The 15,537-nt window shown below is 74.0% G+C and carries 14 protein-coding genes; 8 read left to right on the top strand and 6 right to left on the bottom strand.

The features are described 5' to 3' along the window. Positions 1-12 precede the first annotated feature (12 nt). Positions 13-1,335: an MFS transporter gene (locus AC07FV_RS23315; protein ID WP_479089227.1), complete on the top strand. Its 1,323-nt coding sequence runs from the start codon at positions 13-15 to the stop codon at positions 1,333-1,335. Positions 1,336-1,442: 107 nt separating this feature from the next. Then, a complete protein-coding gene (locus AC07FV_RS23310; RefSeq protein ID WP_479089261.1) occupies positions 1,443-2,240 on the top strand; it encodes a putative hydro-lyase in 798 nt (265 codons plus the stop codon). Positions 2,241-2,363: 123 nt separating this feature from the next. On the opposite strand, the gene AC07FV_RS23305 is transcribed toward AC07FV_RS23310, so the two are convergent. The 4 genes from AC07FV_RS23305 to AC07FV_RS23290 all read right to left on the bottom strand — a co-directional run bounded on the left by AC07FV_RS23305 (position 2,364) and on the right by AC07FV_RS23290 (position 7,033). After that, positions 2,364-3,530 (bottom strand): glycosyltransferase, encoded by a 1,167-nt coding sequence (locus tag AC07FV_RS23305; protein ID WP_479089226.1) that lies wholly within the window; start codon positions 3,528-3,530, stop codon positions 2,364-2,366. Then, a complete protein-coding gene (locus AC07FV_RS23300; RefSeq protein WP_479089225.1) occupies positions 3,527-4,654 on the bottom strand; it encodes a glycosyltransferase family 4 protein in 1,128 nt (375 codons plus the stop codon). The genes AC07FV_RS23305 and AC07FV_RS23300 overlap by 4 nt, the downstream gene beginning before the upstream one ends. Positions 4,655-4,887: 233 nt before the next feature. Continuing rightward, positions 4,888-6,306, bottom strand: a complete 1,419-nt coding sequence (locus AC07FV_RS23295; protein ID WP_479089224.1) for a HEAT repeat domain-containing protein — start codon at positions 6,304-6,306, stop codon at positions 4,888-4,890. A gap of 334 nt (positions 6,307-6,640) precedes the next feature. Beyond that, positions 6,641-7,033 carry an ankyrin repeat domain-containing protein gene (locus AC07FV_RS23290; protein WP_383649397.1) on the bottom strand — a complete coding sequence of 131 codons (393 nt, stop codon included), beginning with the start codon at positions 7,031-7,033 and terminating at the stop codon, positions 6,641-6,643. 320 nt (positions 7,034-7,353) lie between these two features. On the opposite strand from AC07FV_RS23290, the gene AC07FV_RS23285 reads away from it, so the two are divergent. Next, entirely contained in the window at positions 7,354-7,548 is a 195-nt protein-coding gene (locus tag AC07FV_RS23285) for a hypothetical protein (protein ID WP_003977410.1), read from the top strand. 52 nt (positions 7,549-7,600) lie between these two features. Further along, positions 7,601-9,622, top strand: a complete 2,022-nt coding sequence (locus AC07FV_RS23280; protein ID WP_479089223.1) for a hypothetical protein — start codon at positions 7,601-7,603, stop codon at positions 9,620-9,622. Positions 9,623-9,716: 94 nt separating this feature from the next. Here AC07FV_RS23280 and AC07FV_RS23275 read toward each other — a convergent pair whose 3' ends face one another. Next, positions 9,717-11,219, bottom strand: coding sequence for an SCO1417 family PLP biosynthesis transcription factor (locus tag AC07FV_RS23275; RefSeq protein WP_479089222.1), 1,503 nt, complete (start codon positions 11,217-11,219; stop codon positions 9,717-9,719). 101 nt (positions 11,220-11,320) lie between these two features. Here AC07FV_RS23275 and yczE point away from each other — a divergent pair, with 101 nt between their 5' ends. The 4 genes from yczE to AC07FV_RS23255 all read left to right on the top strand — a co-directional run bounded on the left by yczE (position 11,321) and on the right by AC07FV_RS23255 (position 14,827). Beyond that, positions 11,321-11,983 (top strand): membrane protein YczE, encoded by a 663-nt coding sequence (gene yczE / locus AC07FV_RS23270; RefSeq protein WP_479089221.1) that lies wholly within the window; start codon positions 11,321-11,323, stop codon positions 11,981-11,983. Next, positions 11,980-12,756, top strand: coding sequence for a glycerophosphodiester phosphodiesterase family protein (locus tag AC07FV_RS23265; RefSeq protein ID WP_479089220.1), 777 nt, complete (start codon positions 11,980-11,982; stop codon positions 12,754-12,756). The genes yczE and AC07FV_RS23265 overlap by 4 nt, the downstream gene beginning before the upstream one ends. A 72-nt stretch (positions 12,757-12,828) precedes the next feature. Then, positions 12,829-14,175: an MFS transporter gene (locus AC07FV_RS23260; protein WP_479089219.1), complete on the top strand. Its 1,347-nt coding sequence runs from the start codon at positions 12,829-12,831 to the stop codon at positions 14,173-14,175. 277 nt (positions 14,176-14,452) lie between these two features. Then, positions 14,453-14,827, top strand: a complete 375-nt coding sequence (locus tag AC07FV_RS23255) for an RNA polymerase-binding protein RbpA (RefSeq protein ID WP_003977404.1) — start codon at positions 14,453-14,455, stop codon at positions 14,825-14,827. 117 nt (positions 14,828-14,944) lie between these two features. Here the strand turns inward: AC07FV_RS23255 and fxsA are convergent, their stop codons facing one another. Next, positions 14,945-15,517, bottom strand: coding sequence for an FxsA family membrane protein (fxsA, locus tag AC07FV_RS23250; protein ID WP_479089218.1), 573 nt, complete (start codon positions 15,515-15,517; stop codon positions 14,945-14,947). Between the last annotated feature and the right edge of the window lie 20 nt (positions 15,518-15,537).

Genomic DNA, 15,537 nt, shown 5'->3' with positions numbered 1-15,537 from the left:
GCGAGGTGCATCATGAGCACACCCCCTCCGCCGCGCGCACCGTCCGCCACCACCCGTCCTCCCGGCACGGCCGAACAGCCCTCGGACGACGGCCCGTTCGGCTGGCTGCGCGCCCTCGGTCCGCGCGGCCGCCGGGCCTTCGGCGGCGCATTCGGAGGCTACGCCCTCGATTCGTACGACTACTTCACCCTGCCGCTGACCATGGTCGCGCTGGCCGCGTACTTCGGCCTGGACAGTGGGCAGACCGGATTGCTCACCACGGTCACCCTGGTCGTCTCCGCGGTCGGCGGCGCCCTCGCGGGCGTGCTGGCGGACCGCATCGGCAGGGTCAAGGCGCTGCTGCTCACCGTCGTCACCTACGCCGTGTTCACGGTGGCCTGCGGATTCGCGCCCAACTACGAGACGCTGCTGGTCTTCCGTGCGCTCCAGGGGCTCGGCTTCGGCGGCGAGTGGGCGGTCGGCGCGATCCTGATCGCCGAGTACGCGAGCGCCAAGCACCGCGGGCGCACGCTGGGCGCGATCCAGAGCTCCTGGGCGGTCGGCTGGGGCCTCGCCGTGGTCGTCTACACGCTGGTGTTCTCGCTGGTCGGCGACGACCTGGCCTGGCGTGTCATGTTCTGGACGGGTGCGTTGCCCGCGCTGCTCGTGGTGTGGGTGCGGCGCAGCGTCCACGACGCGCCCCGGGCGGTCGAGGTCCGCGAGAAGGGCGCCGGGAAGGGCTCGTTCGCGGCGATCTTCTCACCGGGTGCGGCCGGCACGCCGGGCCTGCTGCGTGTCACGCTCTTCGCGAGTCTGCTCTCCACCGGTGTGCAGGGGGGTTACTACACGCTCGCCACCTGGGTGCCGACGTACCTGAAGGACGAGCGCGGCCTGTCGGTCGTGGGCACGGGCGGCTACCTGACGTTCCTCATCTCGGGCGCCTTCATCGGCTACCTCACCGGCGGCTACCTCACCGATCTCCTCGGCCGCAAGCGCAACATCTGGCTCTTCGCGCTGCTGTCGGCGGTCTGCATCCTGGCGTACGCGAACATCCCCGGCGGCGCCGACACCCTGCTCCTGGTGCTCGGCTTCCCGCTCGGCTTCTGCATGTCGGCGATCTTCAGCGGCTTCGGTTCGTACCTGAGCGAGCTGTACCCGACGGCCGTCCGGGGCGCCGGGCAGGGCTTCACGTACAACACCGGACGCGCCGTGGGAGCCGTCTTCCCGACCACGGTCGGCTTCCTGGCCGACAGCTGGGGCGTGGGCGGCGCACTGGTCTTCGGCGCCATCGGTTACGGCATCGCGGCACTGGCGCTGCTGGGGCTGCCCGAGACGCGCGGAAGGGAACTGACGTGAAGCACGCGAACGACACGGCCGAAGGCCGGCCGAGCGGGCACCACCCTGCGGAGAGCCGACCCGCCGAGAACCGATGCCCGTCGGACGAGGCGTCCGCGCACCGCCCCATCGCCCTCCTCGACGAGCACGCGCACGCGTGGAGCCCGAAAGCGGCCCGCTCCCGCCTCCGCGAGGGGCTGTCCGGGCCCACGGCGGGCGTGGCGGCCGGGCACACCCAGGCCAACCTGATCTCGGTGCCCGCCGACTGGGCGTACGACATGCTGCTCTTCTGCACCCGCAACCCGAAGCCGTGCCCGGTGCTCGACGTCACGGACGCCGGGTCCTGGACCACCGCGCTGGCCGACGGCGCCGATCTGCGCACCGACCTGCCGCGCTACCGGGTGTGGCGGGACGGTGAGCTGGTGGACGAGCCGACGGACGTCCGCGCCCGGTGGCGGGACGACCTGGTGTCGTTCCTGATCGGGTGCAGCTTCACCTTCGAATGGGCGCTGGTCTCGGCCGGTGTCCCCGTCCGCCACGTCGAACAGGGCCGCAACGTCCCGATGTACGTCACCAGCGCGCAGTGCCGTCCGGCCGGGCGACTGCACGGGCCGATGGTCGTCTCCATGCGCCCCGTCCCTCCCGCGCACCTGTCCGCCGCGATCCGTGAGACCAGCCTGCTGCCCGCCGTGCACGGCGGCCCGGTGCACTGCGGGGACCCGTCGGCACTCGGCATCCGTGATCTGGCCCGCCCGGACTTCGGCGACCCGGTGGACGCCGAGCCGGACGACATCCCGGTCTTCTGGGCGTGCGGGGTGACCCCGCAGGCGGCCGTCATGGCCTCGCGGCCGCCCTTCGCGATCACCCACGCGCCGGGGCAGATGTTCCTGACCGACGCCCGGGACGAGCAGTACCGCGTGCTGTGACCCCCGCACCGCGCCGAGGCCACCACCCGGACCCCCGCGCCGCGCCCAGGCCCTCGCCCGCCCGGAGCCCCCACCCCGCGGCGCACCCGCGAACCCGGCGGGCACGGGAAGGGAGGCCGTGTCTCACTGCACGGGCCTCGGCGGTACGGGAGACGCGGGGGCCGTCGCCGCCGTCGCCTCGTGCGCGGCCAGGAACGCCTCGACCGCCGCGTCCCAGCCGAAGCACTCGGCACGCGCGCGTGCCGCCCGGCGACGGTCGGCCTCCCGGCGCCCGAGGAGCAGTTCCACGGCGTCCGCGAAGGCCTCCCCGCGGTCGGCGGCGACGGTGCCGGCGGAGCCGATCACCTCCGGCAGCGCCGACGACGCGCTGGCCACCACGGGGGTGCCGCACGCCATCGCCTCCAGCGCGGCCAGTCCGAAGGTCTCGGCCGGCCCGGGCGCCAGGCACACGTCGGCGGACGCCTGGAGCGCGCCGAGTTCCGCGCGGTCGGCGACATGTCCGAGGAAGGACACGGGCAGCCCCCGCTCCCGCGCCCGCTGTTCGAGACGGGGCCGCAGCGGTCCGTCCCCGGCGACCACCAGCACCGCCCGCGCCCCGCGCCGGCGCAGCGCGGCCAGCGCGTCGAGCGCCGTGCCGGGCCGCTTCTCCACGGACAGCCGGGAGCACATGACCAGCAGGGTCTCGTCCACGCGCGCGTGCCGGGCGCGCAGACCCGGATCGTGCAGCGCCGGGTGACGCCCGGCCAGATCGACGCCCAGGGGAGCCCGTACGACGTTGCGGGCTCCGATGCGGACGAACTCCCGCTCGGCGAACTCGGTGGTGCACACCACGCGCGCGTAGGTGTGCGCCGTGCGGGTGTTGAGGGCGTCCGCGGTGCGGCGGGCGGCGCGCTCGGGCAGGCCCCAGGTGCGCAGCACGCCGTCGGCGGTCTCGTGGGACACCATCACGGCGGGGACCCGGGCCCGCCGGGCCCACTTGCCGGTCCAGCGCAGGGTGGTGCGGTCGGACACCTCCAGGCGGTCGGGGGCCAGCTCCTCCAGGAGTGCGGCCACGCGCCGCCTGTCGGTCAGGACGCGGTAGCCGCCGGTGCCCGGCAGCAGAGGGCCGGGGAGGGTGATCACCCGGCCCTGCTCCGTCTCCCGGTCGTCGGCGTGTTCGCCGGGGACGATCAGGACGGGGTCGTGTCCGGCCGCCCGGAAGCCCTTGCCCAGCTCGCGCAGCGCGGTGCGCAGCCCTCCGGACGCGGGGGCGACGAAGTTGGCGAGACGGACGATCCGCAGGGCGCTCATGCCGCCAGCACCGCCTTCCGGGAGGCGAGCACGTCCGAGTAGTGCCCGATCAGCCGGTCGCCGACGGCCGCCCAGGTGCGCCCCTCGACGGCGGTCCGCCCCGCGGTCCCGTACGCGGCCCGCAGCACGGGGTCGGCGGACAGGGACCACACCGCGTCCCGTAGCGCGGCGGCGTCGCGCGGCGGCACGAGCAGGCCGGTCCGCCCGGGGACGACGAGGTCCAGCGGGCCGCCCGCGGCGGGCGCGACGACGGGCACGCCGCTGGCCATGGCCTCCTGCACGGTCTGGCAGAACGTCTCGAAGGGGCCGGTGTGCGCGAAGACGTCCAGCGAGGCAAAGATCCGGGCGAGGTCGTCGCCGGTACGGCGGCCGAGGAAGACCGCGCCCGGCAGCGCCTGCTCCAGGCCCGGCCGGCTGGGCCCGTCCCCGACGACCACGACGCGTACGCCGTCCAGGCCGCAGACGCCGGACAGCAGCTCGACCTGCTTCTCGGGGGCGAGCCGCCCGACGTAGCCGACGATCAGTTCGCCGTTCGGGGCGAGTTCGCGGCGCAGTGCCTCGTCACGCCGGTCGGGCCGGAAGCGGACGGTGTCCACCCCGCGGGGCCACAGCGCGACCCTGGGCACGCCGTGCGCCCTCAGGTCCCGCAGGGCCGCGCCGGAGGGGGCGAGGGTGAGGTCGGCGGCGGAGTGCACGGAGCGCAGGCGCCGCCAGGCCGCCGCCTCCCCCGCGCCCATGTACGTACGGGCGTATCCGGCGAGGTCGGTCTGGTAGACGGCCACGGCGGGGACGCCGAGCCGGGTGGCGGCGGCCATGCCCCGGACGCCGAGGACGAAGGGACCGGCCAGGTGGACCAGGTCGGCGCGGTGCTCGGCGATCGCGGCGGCCACGCGGCGGCTGGGGAGGGCGACGCGGACCTGGGGGTAGCCGGGGAGCGGGAGGGAGGGGACGCGGACGACGCGGCACGGGGCGGAGGCGTCCGCGGCGTCGCCGGGGGCGGCGGCCGGGGCGACGACGACGCAGTCGTGACCGCGGTCGACGAGGTGCCGGGCGGTCTGGAGCGCGCAGTGGGCCACGCCGTTCACATCGGGGGGAAAGGACTCGGTCACGATGACGACACGCATACCGGTGTTGTCGCCGGACCGGACGTGCTCGCGTCAACGTCGATCTTTCCGGGCGGGGAACGTCCCATGAGCGTTGCCCTGCCCACCCGAGCGGGTCGGACCGCGGCCATGCCCGTCGAACGCGCGGGCCATCCGCCGTTCACCCACGGGCGCCACCGCCCCGCTGACGAGGGCGGCGCCGGGAGGGCCCGCCGCTCGCACCGCCCCGCCCGGCGGGTCACCGGGCCCGTCCTTCACACGGCTGGCGCGTCGGGGCCGAAGCGGCTGCGTACGGCCGTCTGGACCTCGTCCTCCTCGGCCGGATCGGCGGCCAGCCTGCGCAGCCGCTCGACGACCCGGTTGTCACCGGTCTCGGCGTGGCGGGCGGCGAGTTCGCGGGTGGTCTCCTCGCAGTCCCACAGGCACTCGATGGCGAACCCCGCGGCGAAGGACGGGTCGGTGGCGGCCAGCGCCCGGGCGGCCCGGCCACGCAGATGGGAGGAGGCGGTCTCGCGGTAGACGTGGCGCAGTACGGGTGCGGCGCAGGCGATGCCGAGCCGTCCGGTGCCGTCGACGAGGGTCCACAGGGTCTGGGCGTCGGGGCCCTCGCCCCGCACCGCCTCCCGCAGGGCGGCGAGGACGAGGTCGCGGTCCTGCGCTCCGCCCCGGCAGGCGAGTACGCGCCCGGCGGCGGCCCCCAGCGGGTCCGGCCGGTGCACCCAGCGGCGTGCGGCGGCGACGGCGGAGAGACTGCGCATCCGCTCGAAGGCGGCGACGGCGGCCTCCACGACCGGGGCCGGGCCGGTGGTCACGGCGCCCTCGATCAGGTCGAGGGCGTCCGGGTCGTTGCCGTCGGCGAGATAGCGCAGGGCGGTGCAGCGGGCTCCCTCGTCGCCGGAGCGCGCGGCCTCGACGATCTCGGGCCGGTCCTCGGGGCCGGCGACGGCCGTGAGGCACCGGGCGGCCGGCACGTGGAGCGCGGCGCCCCGCTCGACGCCCTGGTCGGCCCACTCGAACACGGCGCGCACGCTCCAGCCCGGACGCGGTCCGGCGGGGCTCATCTGCCGCTGCCAGCGGTCGAAGCACCCCGTCTCCTGGGCGGCCCGCACGCGTGAGGCGATCGACTCGCGCGCATCGTCGGCCCACAGGCGCCAGGGGCGGGGCTCGAAGGCGTCGCGTACGGCGACGGCCAGCTCGGCGTCGCCCTCGGGATCGCGCGGGAAGCGGGCGAGGACGGGCGCGGCGAGGGCGCGCAGTCCGGCGTCGTCGTCGCGCAGCGCCAGTTCGTCCAGGGCCCACGCCCAGTTGACGCCGTGGGCGGCGTACCTGCGCAGCAGCTCGAGCGCGTCGAGCCTGCCGTAGGACGCGAGGTGGCCGAGGACGGCGAGGGCCAGCCCGGTGCGCGACTCGTCGGAGTCGAGGACGTCCTCGGGGTCGAAGAGGTGGGCCTCGATCGCGTCCAGCTCTCCGTCGAGGTCGAGGTAGAGCCGGGCGTAGTAGAGGGAGCGGTTCTCGACCTGCCAGTCGTGGCGGGGGTCGTGGAGCACACAGTGATTCAGTGCCGCGAGCGCCTCGGCCCGCGGGGCGGTGAGCGCGTGCAGCGTGCCGTCGCCGCGACCCCGCTGAAGCAGGCCGAGCAGCGTACCGCTGGGCGCTATGACCGGATCGAACATGGGAAACAGCCTCACATCAAGCGTCGACGCAACCGGGAACCACGCGTTACCTGGCCGTACGCCGACACGTCGGAGCGCCCACCGTCTCTTGCTTGCTGAAGACCATGTTCCTCTGCCTCTCGTCGATGGCCCGTGCGGGCCGTGTCACGGCCCGCGCGGTGCGGCAACACCTGCCCAGCCATCGCGTCCGTGAACCACGTCGTCATGATGACCCGGCGGTCACATCTGCCGCGACCGAAATTTCGGCGGCCCTGTACCGCCTCCCCCGTTGTTCGTGTTTTACCTGGTCAGGGTGGGCGCGGCCGATCCGCAGCGGTACCGGCCCGGCGCCCGGTCACTGGACGCCGAACAGCTCCAGCAGCTCCGTACGGGCGAACATCCGCGCCGTGTCCACGGCCGACGGGGTGCCCACCGCCGGATCGGCGCCGGCCTCCAGAAGCGCCCGGGTCACTTCCGTCTCGCCCTTGAAGGCGGCGCCTGCGAGCGGCGTCTGCCCGCGGTCGTTGATGCGATCCGCCTCGGCGCCGCGCGCCAGCAGGGCGCGCACCGCGTCGGCGTGGCCGTGGTAGGCGGCGAGCATGACGAGGGAGTCGCCGCGGTCGTTGGTGAGGTTGGCCGGCACACCGGCGTCGACGTACGCCACCAGTTCCTCGGTCCGCCCCTGCCGGGCCAGATCGAAGATCTTGGTCGCCAGCTCCACGACCTCGGGGTCGGGGGCTTCGCTCATCGGCCGGACCACCTCTCACTACGAACGCTTCACGTCGTGAACGTTGGGGACTGGGTACGCGTACGGCCGCGAGCGGCGCGGCCGTACGAGTGAATCGCCAGGGTAGCGGCTCGTGCCGCACCTCAGCCGACGTGCCCGAGGTAAAGATCAGCACGGACCCCGCAGGGCGCAACCGCCCTGCTCAACCGGCCGAGAGAAGCGCTACGCCACCCGGGGCAAATTCGCCGAATTTCCCCCATTTGCACCTTTAATCGTATGGATACATGCTGTGATCCTGGAAGTACTCATGGTGACTGTCCCCGCGAACCAGGAGAACTCACATGATCCTCTCGATCTCAGGCGTGGTCCTGCTCGGCATCGTCGTCTTCATCTTCTTCCGCAAGGACGGCCTCAAGGCCTCCCACGCGCTCGTCGCGGTCCTCTTCGGGTTCTATCTCGCGAGCACCGCCATCGCCCCGAGCATCAAGGCGGGCGGCGAGAGCCTGGCGGGCCTCCTCGGCGGAATCAAGTTCTGACGGCCCGCACCACCGCCCGACATCCGCACGAACGCACCTCCAGGAGGCAGCAGTGGCCCGGCGGCCCCTCCCCCGCATTCTGAGCAACGGCGGCGCACAGCTCGCCCGAAGCCGGGAGCTGGCCCGGACGGCGGCCGACAGCGCCACCGACGTCCTCCAGCCACTGATCACGATCGCCCGAGGTCTGCGCCGCCTGGCCGCGGCCGCGCGGCGCAGATGGACCGAGACCCCCAAGGACCGGCGTGGTGCGCTGCTGTTCCTGGTGGCCTCGGTGGTCCTGGTCGTGGCACTCGTGCCGTACGGCCCGCTGCTGGCCGCCATCAGCCTGATGGCGGCGGCTGCCTGGCAGGGCCGGGACCGCGCCCCGGCGGAGCCCGAGGGCCCCGACGACTCCCAGACCAAGCGTCTCCAGTCCCTCTACGAGGCCCTGGTCCCCTACTTCTCGCTCGCCGAGGACCCGGACCCCCTCTACGCCCACGGCGGCGAGTGGGAGAAGGCCTTCCCGGCGTACGAGTTCGACGACAACGGCCGCTTCGCCCACCTGGTGATCCGCTACCCCGCGTTCTTCACCGACGGGGAGGCCGAGTCCCGGGCGCGCATCGAGCACCTGCTCGCGGCGAAGTCCGGCCGGGGGCGCGAATACCACTTCGCGTGGAACGAGGAGGCCAACCACCTCTCGCTCGACGTGCTCACCGCGCTGCCCACCGACATCGCCGCCCAGCGGTTCGTGACGGCGCCCGGTGAGACCGTCCTCGGCTTCACCGACCCGACCCGGGTCCAGCGCACGCTCCCGCTCACCCACGGCGAGGAGCGACGGGACGTACCGCCGGTGGTCTGGCGCACCGGCATTCGCTCGACCGAACCCCACCTGCTCGTTCTGGGCCGGCCCGGAACAGGCACCTCCACCCTGCTCCGCTCGGTCGCACTCCAGGCGGTGCACCACGGCGACCTGCTCATCGTCGACGGCGGCGGCACCGGCGAGTACGCCTGCCTGGTCGGCCGGGACGGCGTACTCGCCGTCGAGTGCGGCCTCACCGGGGCGCTGACCAGCCTCGAATGGGCGGCGGCCGAGACCGAACGGCGGCTGATCGCCGTCAACCGGGCTCGTCAGGAGGGCCGGCCGGCACCGGACGACACCCGGCGGCCCCTGTGGATCTTCCTCGACCGGCCGAGCGCGTTCGCGCACCTGGCCTCCACGGACGGCCGCAGGGACCCGCAGACCCTGCTCCAGGTCCCGCTGCGCCACGGCCGCGCCGCCCACGTGACGGTGGTCGTCGCGGACCAGCTGGACGCCCTGGCCGGCCTGGGCGACGCCGTACGGCAGCACACCCGCGCGCGGGTCGTCCTCGGCCCGGCCACGGCGGACGAACTCGCGGCCGTGCTGGGCGCGCCCCCGCACACCACCCCCGTCGAACAGGTTCCGCCCGGTCGCGGCTACGCCCGCCTGGGCACCGGCCCGGTGCACCGGCTCCAGGTCCCGGCCACCCCGGACCCCTACGACGACGCCACCAGCGAGGCTCAGCGGCAGGCCGTCCTCGACCTGCTCCCGCCCCGCACGACGCCCGCGGACGGTGAACGGGCCCTGGGGCCGGCGGAGGGCGAGTCCCGGACTCCGGCCCGGCCGGAGACCGCCACCGAAAGAGGCGAGACCGCCCAACGAGACGACATCACCGGGACGGGCGACACGACCGGGAAGCACGGCCCGAACGGGGAGACCGTCGCCACCGACGAGGCCGCCTCCCCCGATACGGCCGTAGCCCCTGACAAGGCCGTCGCCTCCCCCGACAAGGTCATCGCCCTCGACAAGGCCGTCCTCACCGTCAGGACCGGGGTCACCGACAAGACCGCCGCCGCTACCACGAGGGAGACGGACACCCCGGCGGAGTCCCCGTCCGGGGCGGAGGAGCCCGGCGAGCCGGGCGAGCCCGGGAGGCCCCCGGCGGACGCCCCGCCGGCGCCGGTCGCGCGGGAAGCGGCGACCGAGGCGCGGACCCCCTCGGAGACGGCGGCGGCCATCGGCCCGGTCCGCACGGAGAAGGTCCCGGCCGAGGCGGTAGCGGCGGAGACCTCCTGACCCACGCTGCACACCGTGGCCCCGGTTCGCCGGGGTCCGGGCCGCCCGCCGGAGGGCTCGCCCGGATCCCGTCGCCGGGGCCTCGGCCCTCCCGCTACGCCACGAACGTCCGCGGCCCCTCGCCACCGCCGCCGACGCCGCCGTTCTCCACCAGCCGGGCCGCCGCGGCGAGCCGCGCCGCGGCCTCCTCGGCCACCGCGCCGCCCACCGTGAACGGCAGCCGGACATAGCCCTCGAAGGCCCCGTCGACCCCGAACCGCGGCCCGGAGGGCACCCGCACCCCCACCCGCTCCCCCGCCTCGGCGAGCCGGGAGCCCGAGAGCCCCCCGGTCCGCACCCACAGCGTGAGCCCACCACGCGGCACCTCGAACTCCCAGTCGGGCAGCTCCCGACGCACCGCGGCCACCAGCTCGTCCCGGTTCTGCCGGGCCTGTGCGCGGCGCACCGCGACGGCCTGCTCCCAGCCCCCGGTGCTGAACAGCCAGTTCACCGCCAGTTGCTCCAGCACCGGCGTGCCCAGGTCCGCGTACGCACGCGCGGCGACCAGGCTGCGGATCACGTCGGGCGCGGCGCGGACCCAGCCGATGCGCATCCCGGCCCAGAACGCCTTGCTGGCGGAGCCGACGGTGACGACCGTGGAACCGGCCGGGTCGAAGGCGCACACCGGGCGCGGCATCTCGACCTCGTCGTCCAGCCACAGCTCGCTCATCGTCTCGTCGGCCACGAGCACCGTCCCCGCCGAGCGGGCGGCGTCCACCAGCCGCCGCCGCTGGTCGTCGTCGGCGAGCGCGCCGGTGGGGTTGTGGAAGTCGGCGACCACGTAGGCGATGCGGGGCGCGGCGTCGCGCAGCACCTGGCGCCAGCGGTCCACGTCCCAGCCGGTGAGCCCCTCGGCCATCGCGACGGGGACCAGCCGGGCCCCGGCCTCACGCATCAGCTGGAGGATGTTGGCGTACGACGGCGACTCCACGGCGATGCGCTCGCCGCGTCCCCCGAACAGGTGGCAGATGGCGTCGATCGCGCCCATGGCCCCCGTGGTCACCATGATCTGCTCGGGCATGGTCGGGATGCCGCGCGCGCTGTAGCGCTCGGCGATCATCGAGCGCAGCGCGGGCAGTCCGGCCGGGTAGTCGCCGTGGGTGTGCGCGTAAGGGGGGAGTTCCTCCAGCGCGCCCTGCACCGCCCGGGTCAGCCAGGGTTCTGGCGCGGGCAGCGCCGCGCAGCCGAGGTCGATCATCGACCCGAGGGCCTCCGGGGGCAGGGGCTCCAGGCCGCGCGCGGGCAAGGGGTTGCCGGCCGGGACCGCGGTCCAGCTCCCCGCGCCGCGCCGGGACTCCAGGAAGCCCTCGGCGCGCAGGGCCTCGTAGGCGGCGGCGACGGTGGTGCGGCTGACGGTCAGGGCGAGGGCCAGCTCGCGTTCGGCGGGCAGCCGGGCGGCGACGGGGACGCGTCCTTCCAGGACGAGCAGGCGGATGCCGTCGGCGAGCGCGCGGTAGGCCGGCGGACGGCGGGCGCCGGGCCCGGCCGGGCGGTCCTGCTGGGAGCCGAGCAGCCGCGCGAGCTGTCCCGCCCCCACGGCAGAAGTCCACTGCGCCATGGAAATCAGTCCACCTTCCCCGAATTGGCCCTGGTTGGCTCTCCTTCTCAAGCCACAGGGTGTCATGCAGCAGGCCACTACCACCACCCAGGGGGCATTCCATGTCCAGGCGATCCGGACCGCGGCAGCTCACGCGGCGACTGACACAGCTCTACGGCGGCCTTGTCCTTTACGGCGCCAGCTCGGCACTGCTGGTCGCGTCCGGGCTCGGTCTGGAGCCGTGGAACGTGCTGCACCAGGGCCTCGCTGAGCGCACGGGCCTGTCGATGGGCCTGGTGCTGACCGTGGTCGGTGCGGCCGTGCTGCTGCTGTGGATCCCGCTGCGCCAGCGCCCGGGCCTCGGCACGGTCTCCAACGTGCTGGTGATCGGCGCCGCGATGGACGCGACGCTGGCCGTCGTGCCCGACGCCCACGGCTGGACGGCGCGGATCACCATGATGGTGGCGGGGATCGTCCTGAACGGCGCGGCGACCGGCCTGTACATCGCCGCTCGGTTCGGTCCGGGCCCGCGGGACGGCCTGATGACCGGGCTGAACCGGCGCACGGGCCTCTCGGTGCGTCTGGTGCGGACCGCCGTCGAGATCACCGTGGTGGCGACGGGCTTCGCCCTCGGCGGCACGGTCGGTGTCGGCACCCTGCTGTACGCCGTGACGATCGGCCCGCTGGCCCAGGTGTTCCTGCGCCTGTTCGCCGTCCCGCCGGCATCGGGCGGCAGCACGGTGGTTGCCGCCGCTCAACCCCAGCGCGCGATACTGCGTCGGTGACCACCCCGATACGCCACCCCCGCCACCCCTATCTGGACCACCCCGGTCCGATCGCCTTCGCCCACCGCGGTGGGGCGGCGGACGGCCTGGAGAACACCCTCCGGCAGTTCCGGCGCGCGGTCGAGGCGGGCTACCGGTACATCGAGACCGATGTCCACGCGACCCGGGACGGGAAGCTCGTCGCCTTCCACGACACGACCCTGGACCGGGTGACGGACGGGGCCGGGCGGATCGCCGACCTCCCGTGGGAGAGGGTGCGCCGGGCGCGCGTGGCGGGCGAGGAGCCGGTGCCGCTCTTCGAGGCGTTGCTGGCGGCCTTCCCCGAGGTGCGCTGGAACATCGACGTCAAGGCGGAGTCGGCGCTGCTGCCGTTGCTGGAGCTGGTCGAGCGGACGGACAGCTGGGACCGGATCTGCGTCGGCTCCTTCTCCGAGGCACGCGTGGTCCGCGCCCAGCGCCTGGCCGGCCCGCGCCTGGCCACCTCGTACGGCACCCGGGGCGTCCTGAACCTGCGACTGCGCTCGTGGGGCGTGCCGGCCGCGCTGCGCCGTTCGGCGGTGGCGGCACAGGTGCCCGAGGCCCAGTCGGGCATCCAGGTGGTCGACCGCCGCTTCGTGCGCGCCGCCCATGCCCGCGGGCTCCAGGTGCACGTGTGGACGGTGAACGATCGGGACCGGATGCACCGGCTCCTGGACCTGGGAGTGGATGGCATCATGACCGATCACATCGACACACTGCGCGAGGTCATGGAGGACCGCGGCGTCTGGGTCTGAGACCGTCGGGGACCGCCTGGACCCGCGACCGGATCCCGGGCGTCGCGCGCTTCCGGGGAGGCGAGGGCACGGGTGGGTACCGACACCCTGAGGACGGACGCGGCCGACGACGCGGACGGCCGACGGCGCGAGCAGCGCGGCTGGTACGTCTACGACTGGGCGTGCTCGGTCTACTCCACCAGCGTGCTCACGGTGTTCCTGGGCCCCTATCTGACATCGGTCGCCGAGTCGGCGGCGGGCCCGGACGGCTACGTCCACCCGCTCGGCATCCCGGTGCGCGCCGGGTCCTTCTTCGCGTACTCGGTCTCGCTGTCGGTGATCGTCGCGGTGCTCGTGATGCCCCTGGTGGGCGCCGCGGCCGACCGCTCCGGCCGCAAGAAGCCGCTGCTGGCCGCCGCCGCGTACACGGGCGCGGGGGCGACGACCGCCATGTTCTTCCTCGACGGCGACCGCTACCTGCTGGGCGGACTGCTCCTGGTCGTCGCCAACGCGGCGCAGTCCGTGGCGATGATGCTCTACAACTCCTACCTCCCCCAGATCGCCCGGCCCGAGGAACGCGACGCGGTCTCCTCCCGGGGCTGGGCCTTCGGCTACGCGGCCGGGGCGCTGGTCCTGGTCGCGAACCTGATCCTCTACACCGCCCACGACTCCTTCGGGCTGAGCGAGAGCGCGGCGGTCCGCGTCTGCCTGGCGTCGGCCGGTCTCTGGTGGGGCGCCTTCGCGCTGATCCCGCTGCGACGGCTGCGCGACCGCCGCGCCTCCGCGCGCGAGGCGACGCTGCCGGGCTTCCGGCAGCTGGCGGCGACCGTCCGCGACATGCGCCGCCGCCCGCTGACCCTGGCCTTCCTGCTGGCGTACCTCGTCTACAACGACGGCATCCAGACGGTGATCTCCCAGGCCTCGGTCTACGGCTCCGAGGAACTCGGCCTCGGGCAGTCCACGCTCATCGTGGCCGTGCTGCTGGTGCAGCTCCTGGCGGTGGCGGGCGCGCTGGCGCTCGGCCGCCTGGCCCGCGCGTACGGGGCGAAGCGCACGATCCTCGGGTCGCTGGTGGCCTGGACGGTGACCCTCGCGGCCGGGTACTTCCTGCCGGCCGGGGAACCGGTGTGGTTCTTCGTGCTGGCCGCCGGGATCGGACTCGTCCTCGGCGGCAGCCAGGCGCTGTCCCGCTCCCTCTTCTCCCACCTGGTGCCGCCGGGCAAGGAGGCCGAGTACTTCTCGGCGTACGAGTTGAGCGACCGCGGGATGAGCTGGCTGGGGCCCCTGCTGTTCGGTCTCACCTACCAGCTGACCGGGAGCTACCGGGACGCGATCATCTCCCTGGTGGCGTTCTTCGTCATCGGCTTCGCGCTGCTCGCGCGGGTCCCGGTGCGGCGGGCGATCGGCGACGCGGGCAATCCCGTACCGGCGAGGATTTAGCACTCGGCACGAAAGCGCTGTAGTGTACGCGTTTGGCCTGCCAGGCGTACCGTTACTGCGCGTCAATGGCGCCGAAACGCTATGTCACATCTGTTAGCAGAGGTGACGAACCGGGCGTCGGCGGGTACTGCACTGGAGCAAGGCTGCGGCTGCGACGGCGACGCAGACGCCCGGAACGGGAGTCGGGACGGGAATCTTTACCGCCGCCCGGACGTTGACCGGATGACGACGACAGCGACACCTGTCCTGTGGGCGACAAGCCCGGGAGGCACGATTCATGAGTGAGCGAGCTCTTCGCGGCACGCGCCTCGTGGTGACCAGCTACGAGACGGACCGCGGCATCGACCTGGCCCCGCGCCAGGCCGTGGAGTACGCATGCGAGAAGGGGCATCGTTTCGAGATGCCCTTCTCGGTGGAGGCGGAGATCCCGCCGGAGTGGGAGTGCAAGGTCTGCGGGGCCCAGGCACTCCTCGTGGACGGCGACGGCCCTGAGGAAAAGAAGGCCAAGCCCGCGCGTACGCACTGGGACATGCTGATGGAGCGCCGCACCCGCGAGGAACTCGAAGAGGTCCTCGAGGAGCGGCTGGCCGTTCTGCGCTCCGGCGCGATGAACATCGCGGTGCATCCGCGTGACAGCCGCAAGAGTGCGTAGCGGGAAACCGTAGGCAACGAACACCGCGGGTGCCGTACGTGAACATCACGTACGGCACCCGCGGTTTTTGCTGCCGCGTGCCGTCCGAGGACCGCTCCCCGGACGGCACGCCTGCGCTCAGCGTGCCAGCGGCGGGCGGGGGCCCTGCGGGGCGTCGTCCGGGTCGTCGCGCACGACCTCGCCCTGCACGACCTTGCCGTCCGGCTGGTGCATGCGGGCCTGGCGGAAGGCGTCGCCCAGGGTGCCCGGGCGGGCCTCACGGAGCTTGCGCTCCACCGTCCGCTCCGCGTACCGGCTCACCGCCTTCTGGACCGGGGGCAGCAGCATGAGCAGCCCCAGCGCGTCCGAGATCAGGCCGGGGAGGATCAGGAGCAGCCCGCCCAGCATCATCAGGCCGTTGCCCTCGCTGTTCGGCCGGGCCTCGGGGGGCATGCCGGACTGCTGCTGCTGCACCGTCCTGGTCAGGTTCCGGAAGGCGCGGCGGCCCGCAGCCTTGATGACGACGGAGCCGAGGACGATGCCCGCGACCAGCAGCAGGAAGACCACGAAGCCGCTGGAGGCGCCCGCGACCACGGTCAGCAGCCAGATCTCCAGCACGAGCCAGGCGGCGACGCCCAGCGGCAGGAACGTGCGCAGGCGGGAGCGTGGGGGCCGGGCGGGGGACCTGGGGGTCTGAGCGCCAGTCGTCATACCCCCAGTGTGCCTGCCCC

This window comes from Streptomyces sp. NPDC045956 (assembly GCF_056430705.1).
The sequence above is the reverse complement of the archived record's forward strand: the minus strand, read 5'-3'. Positions and strand labels throughout refer to the sequence as shown.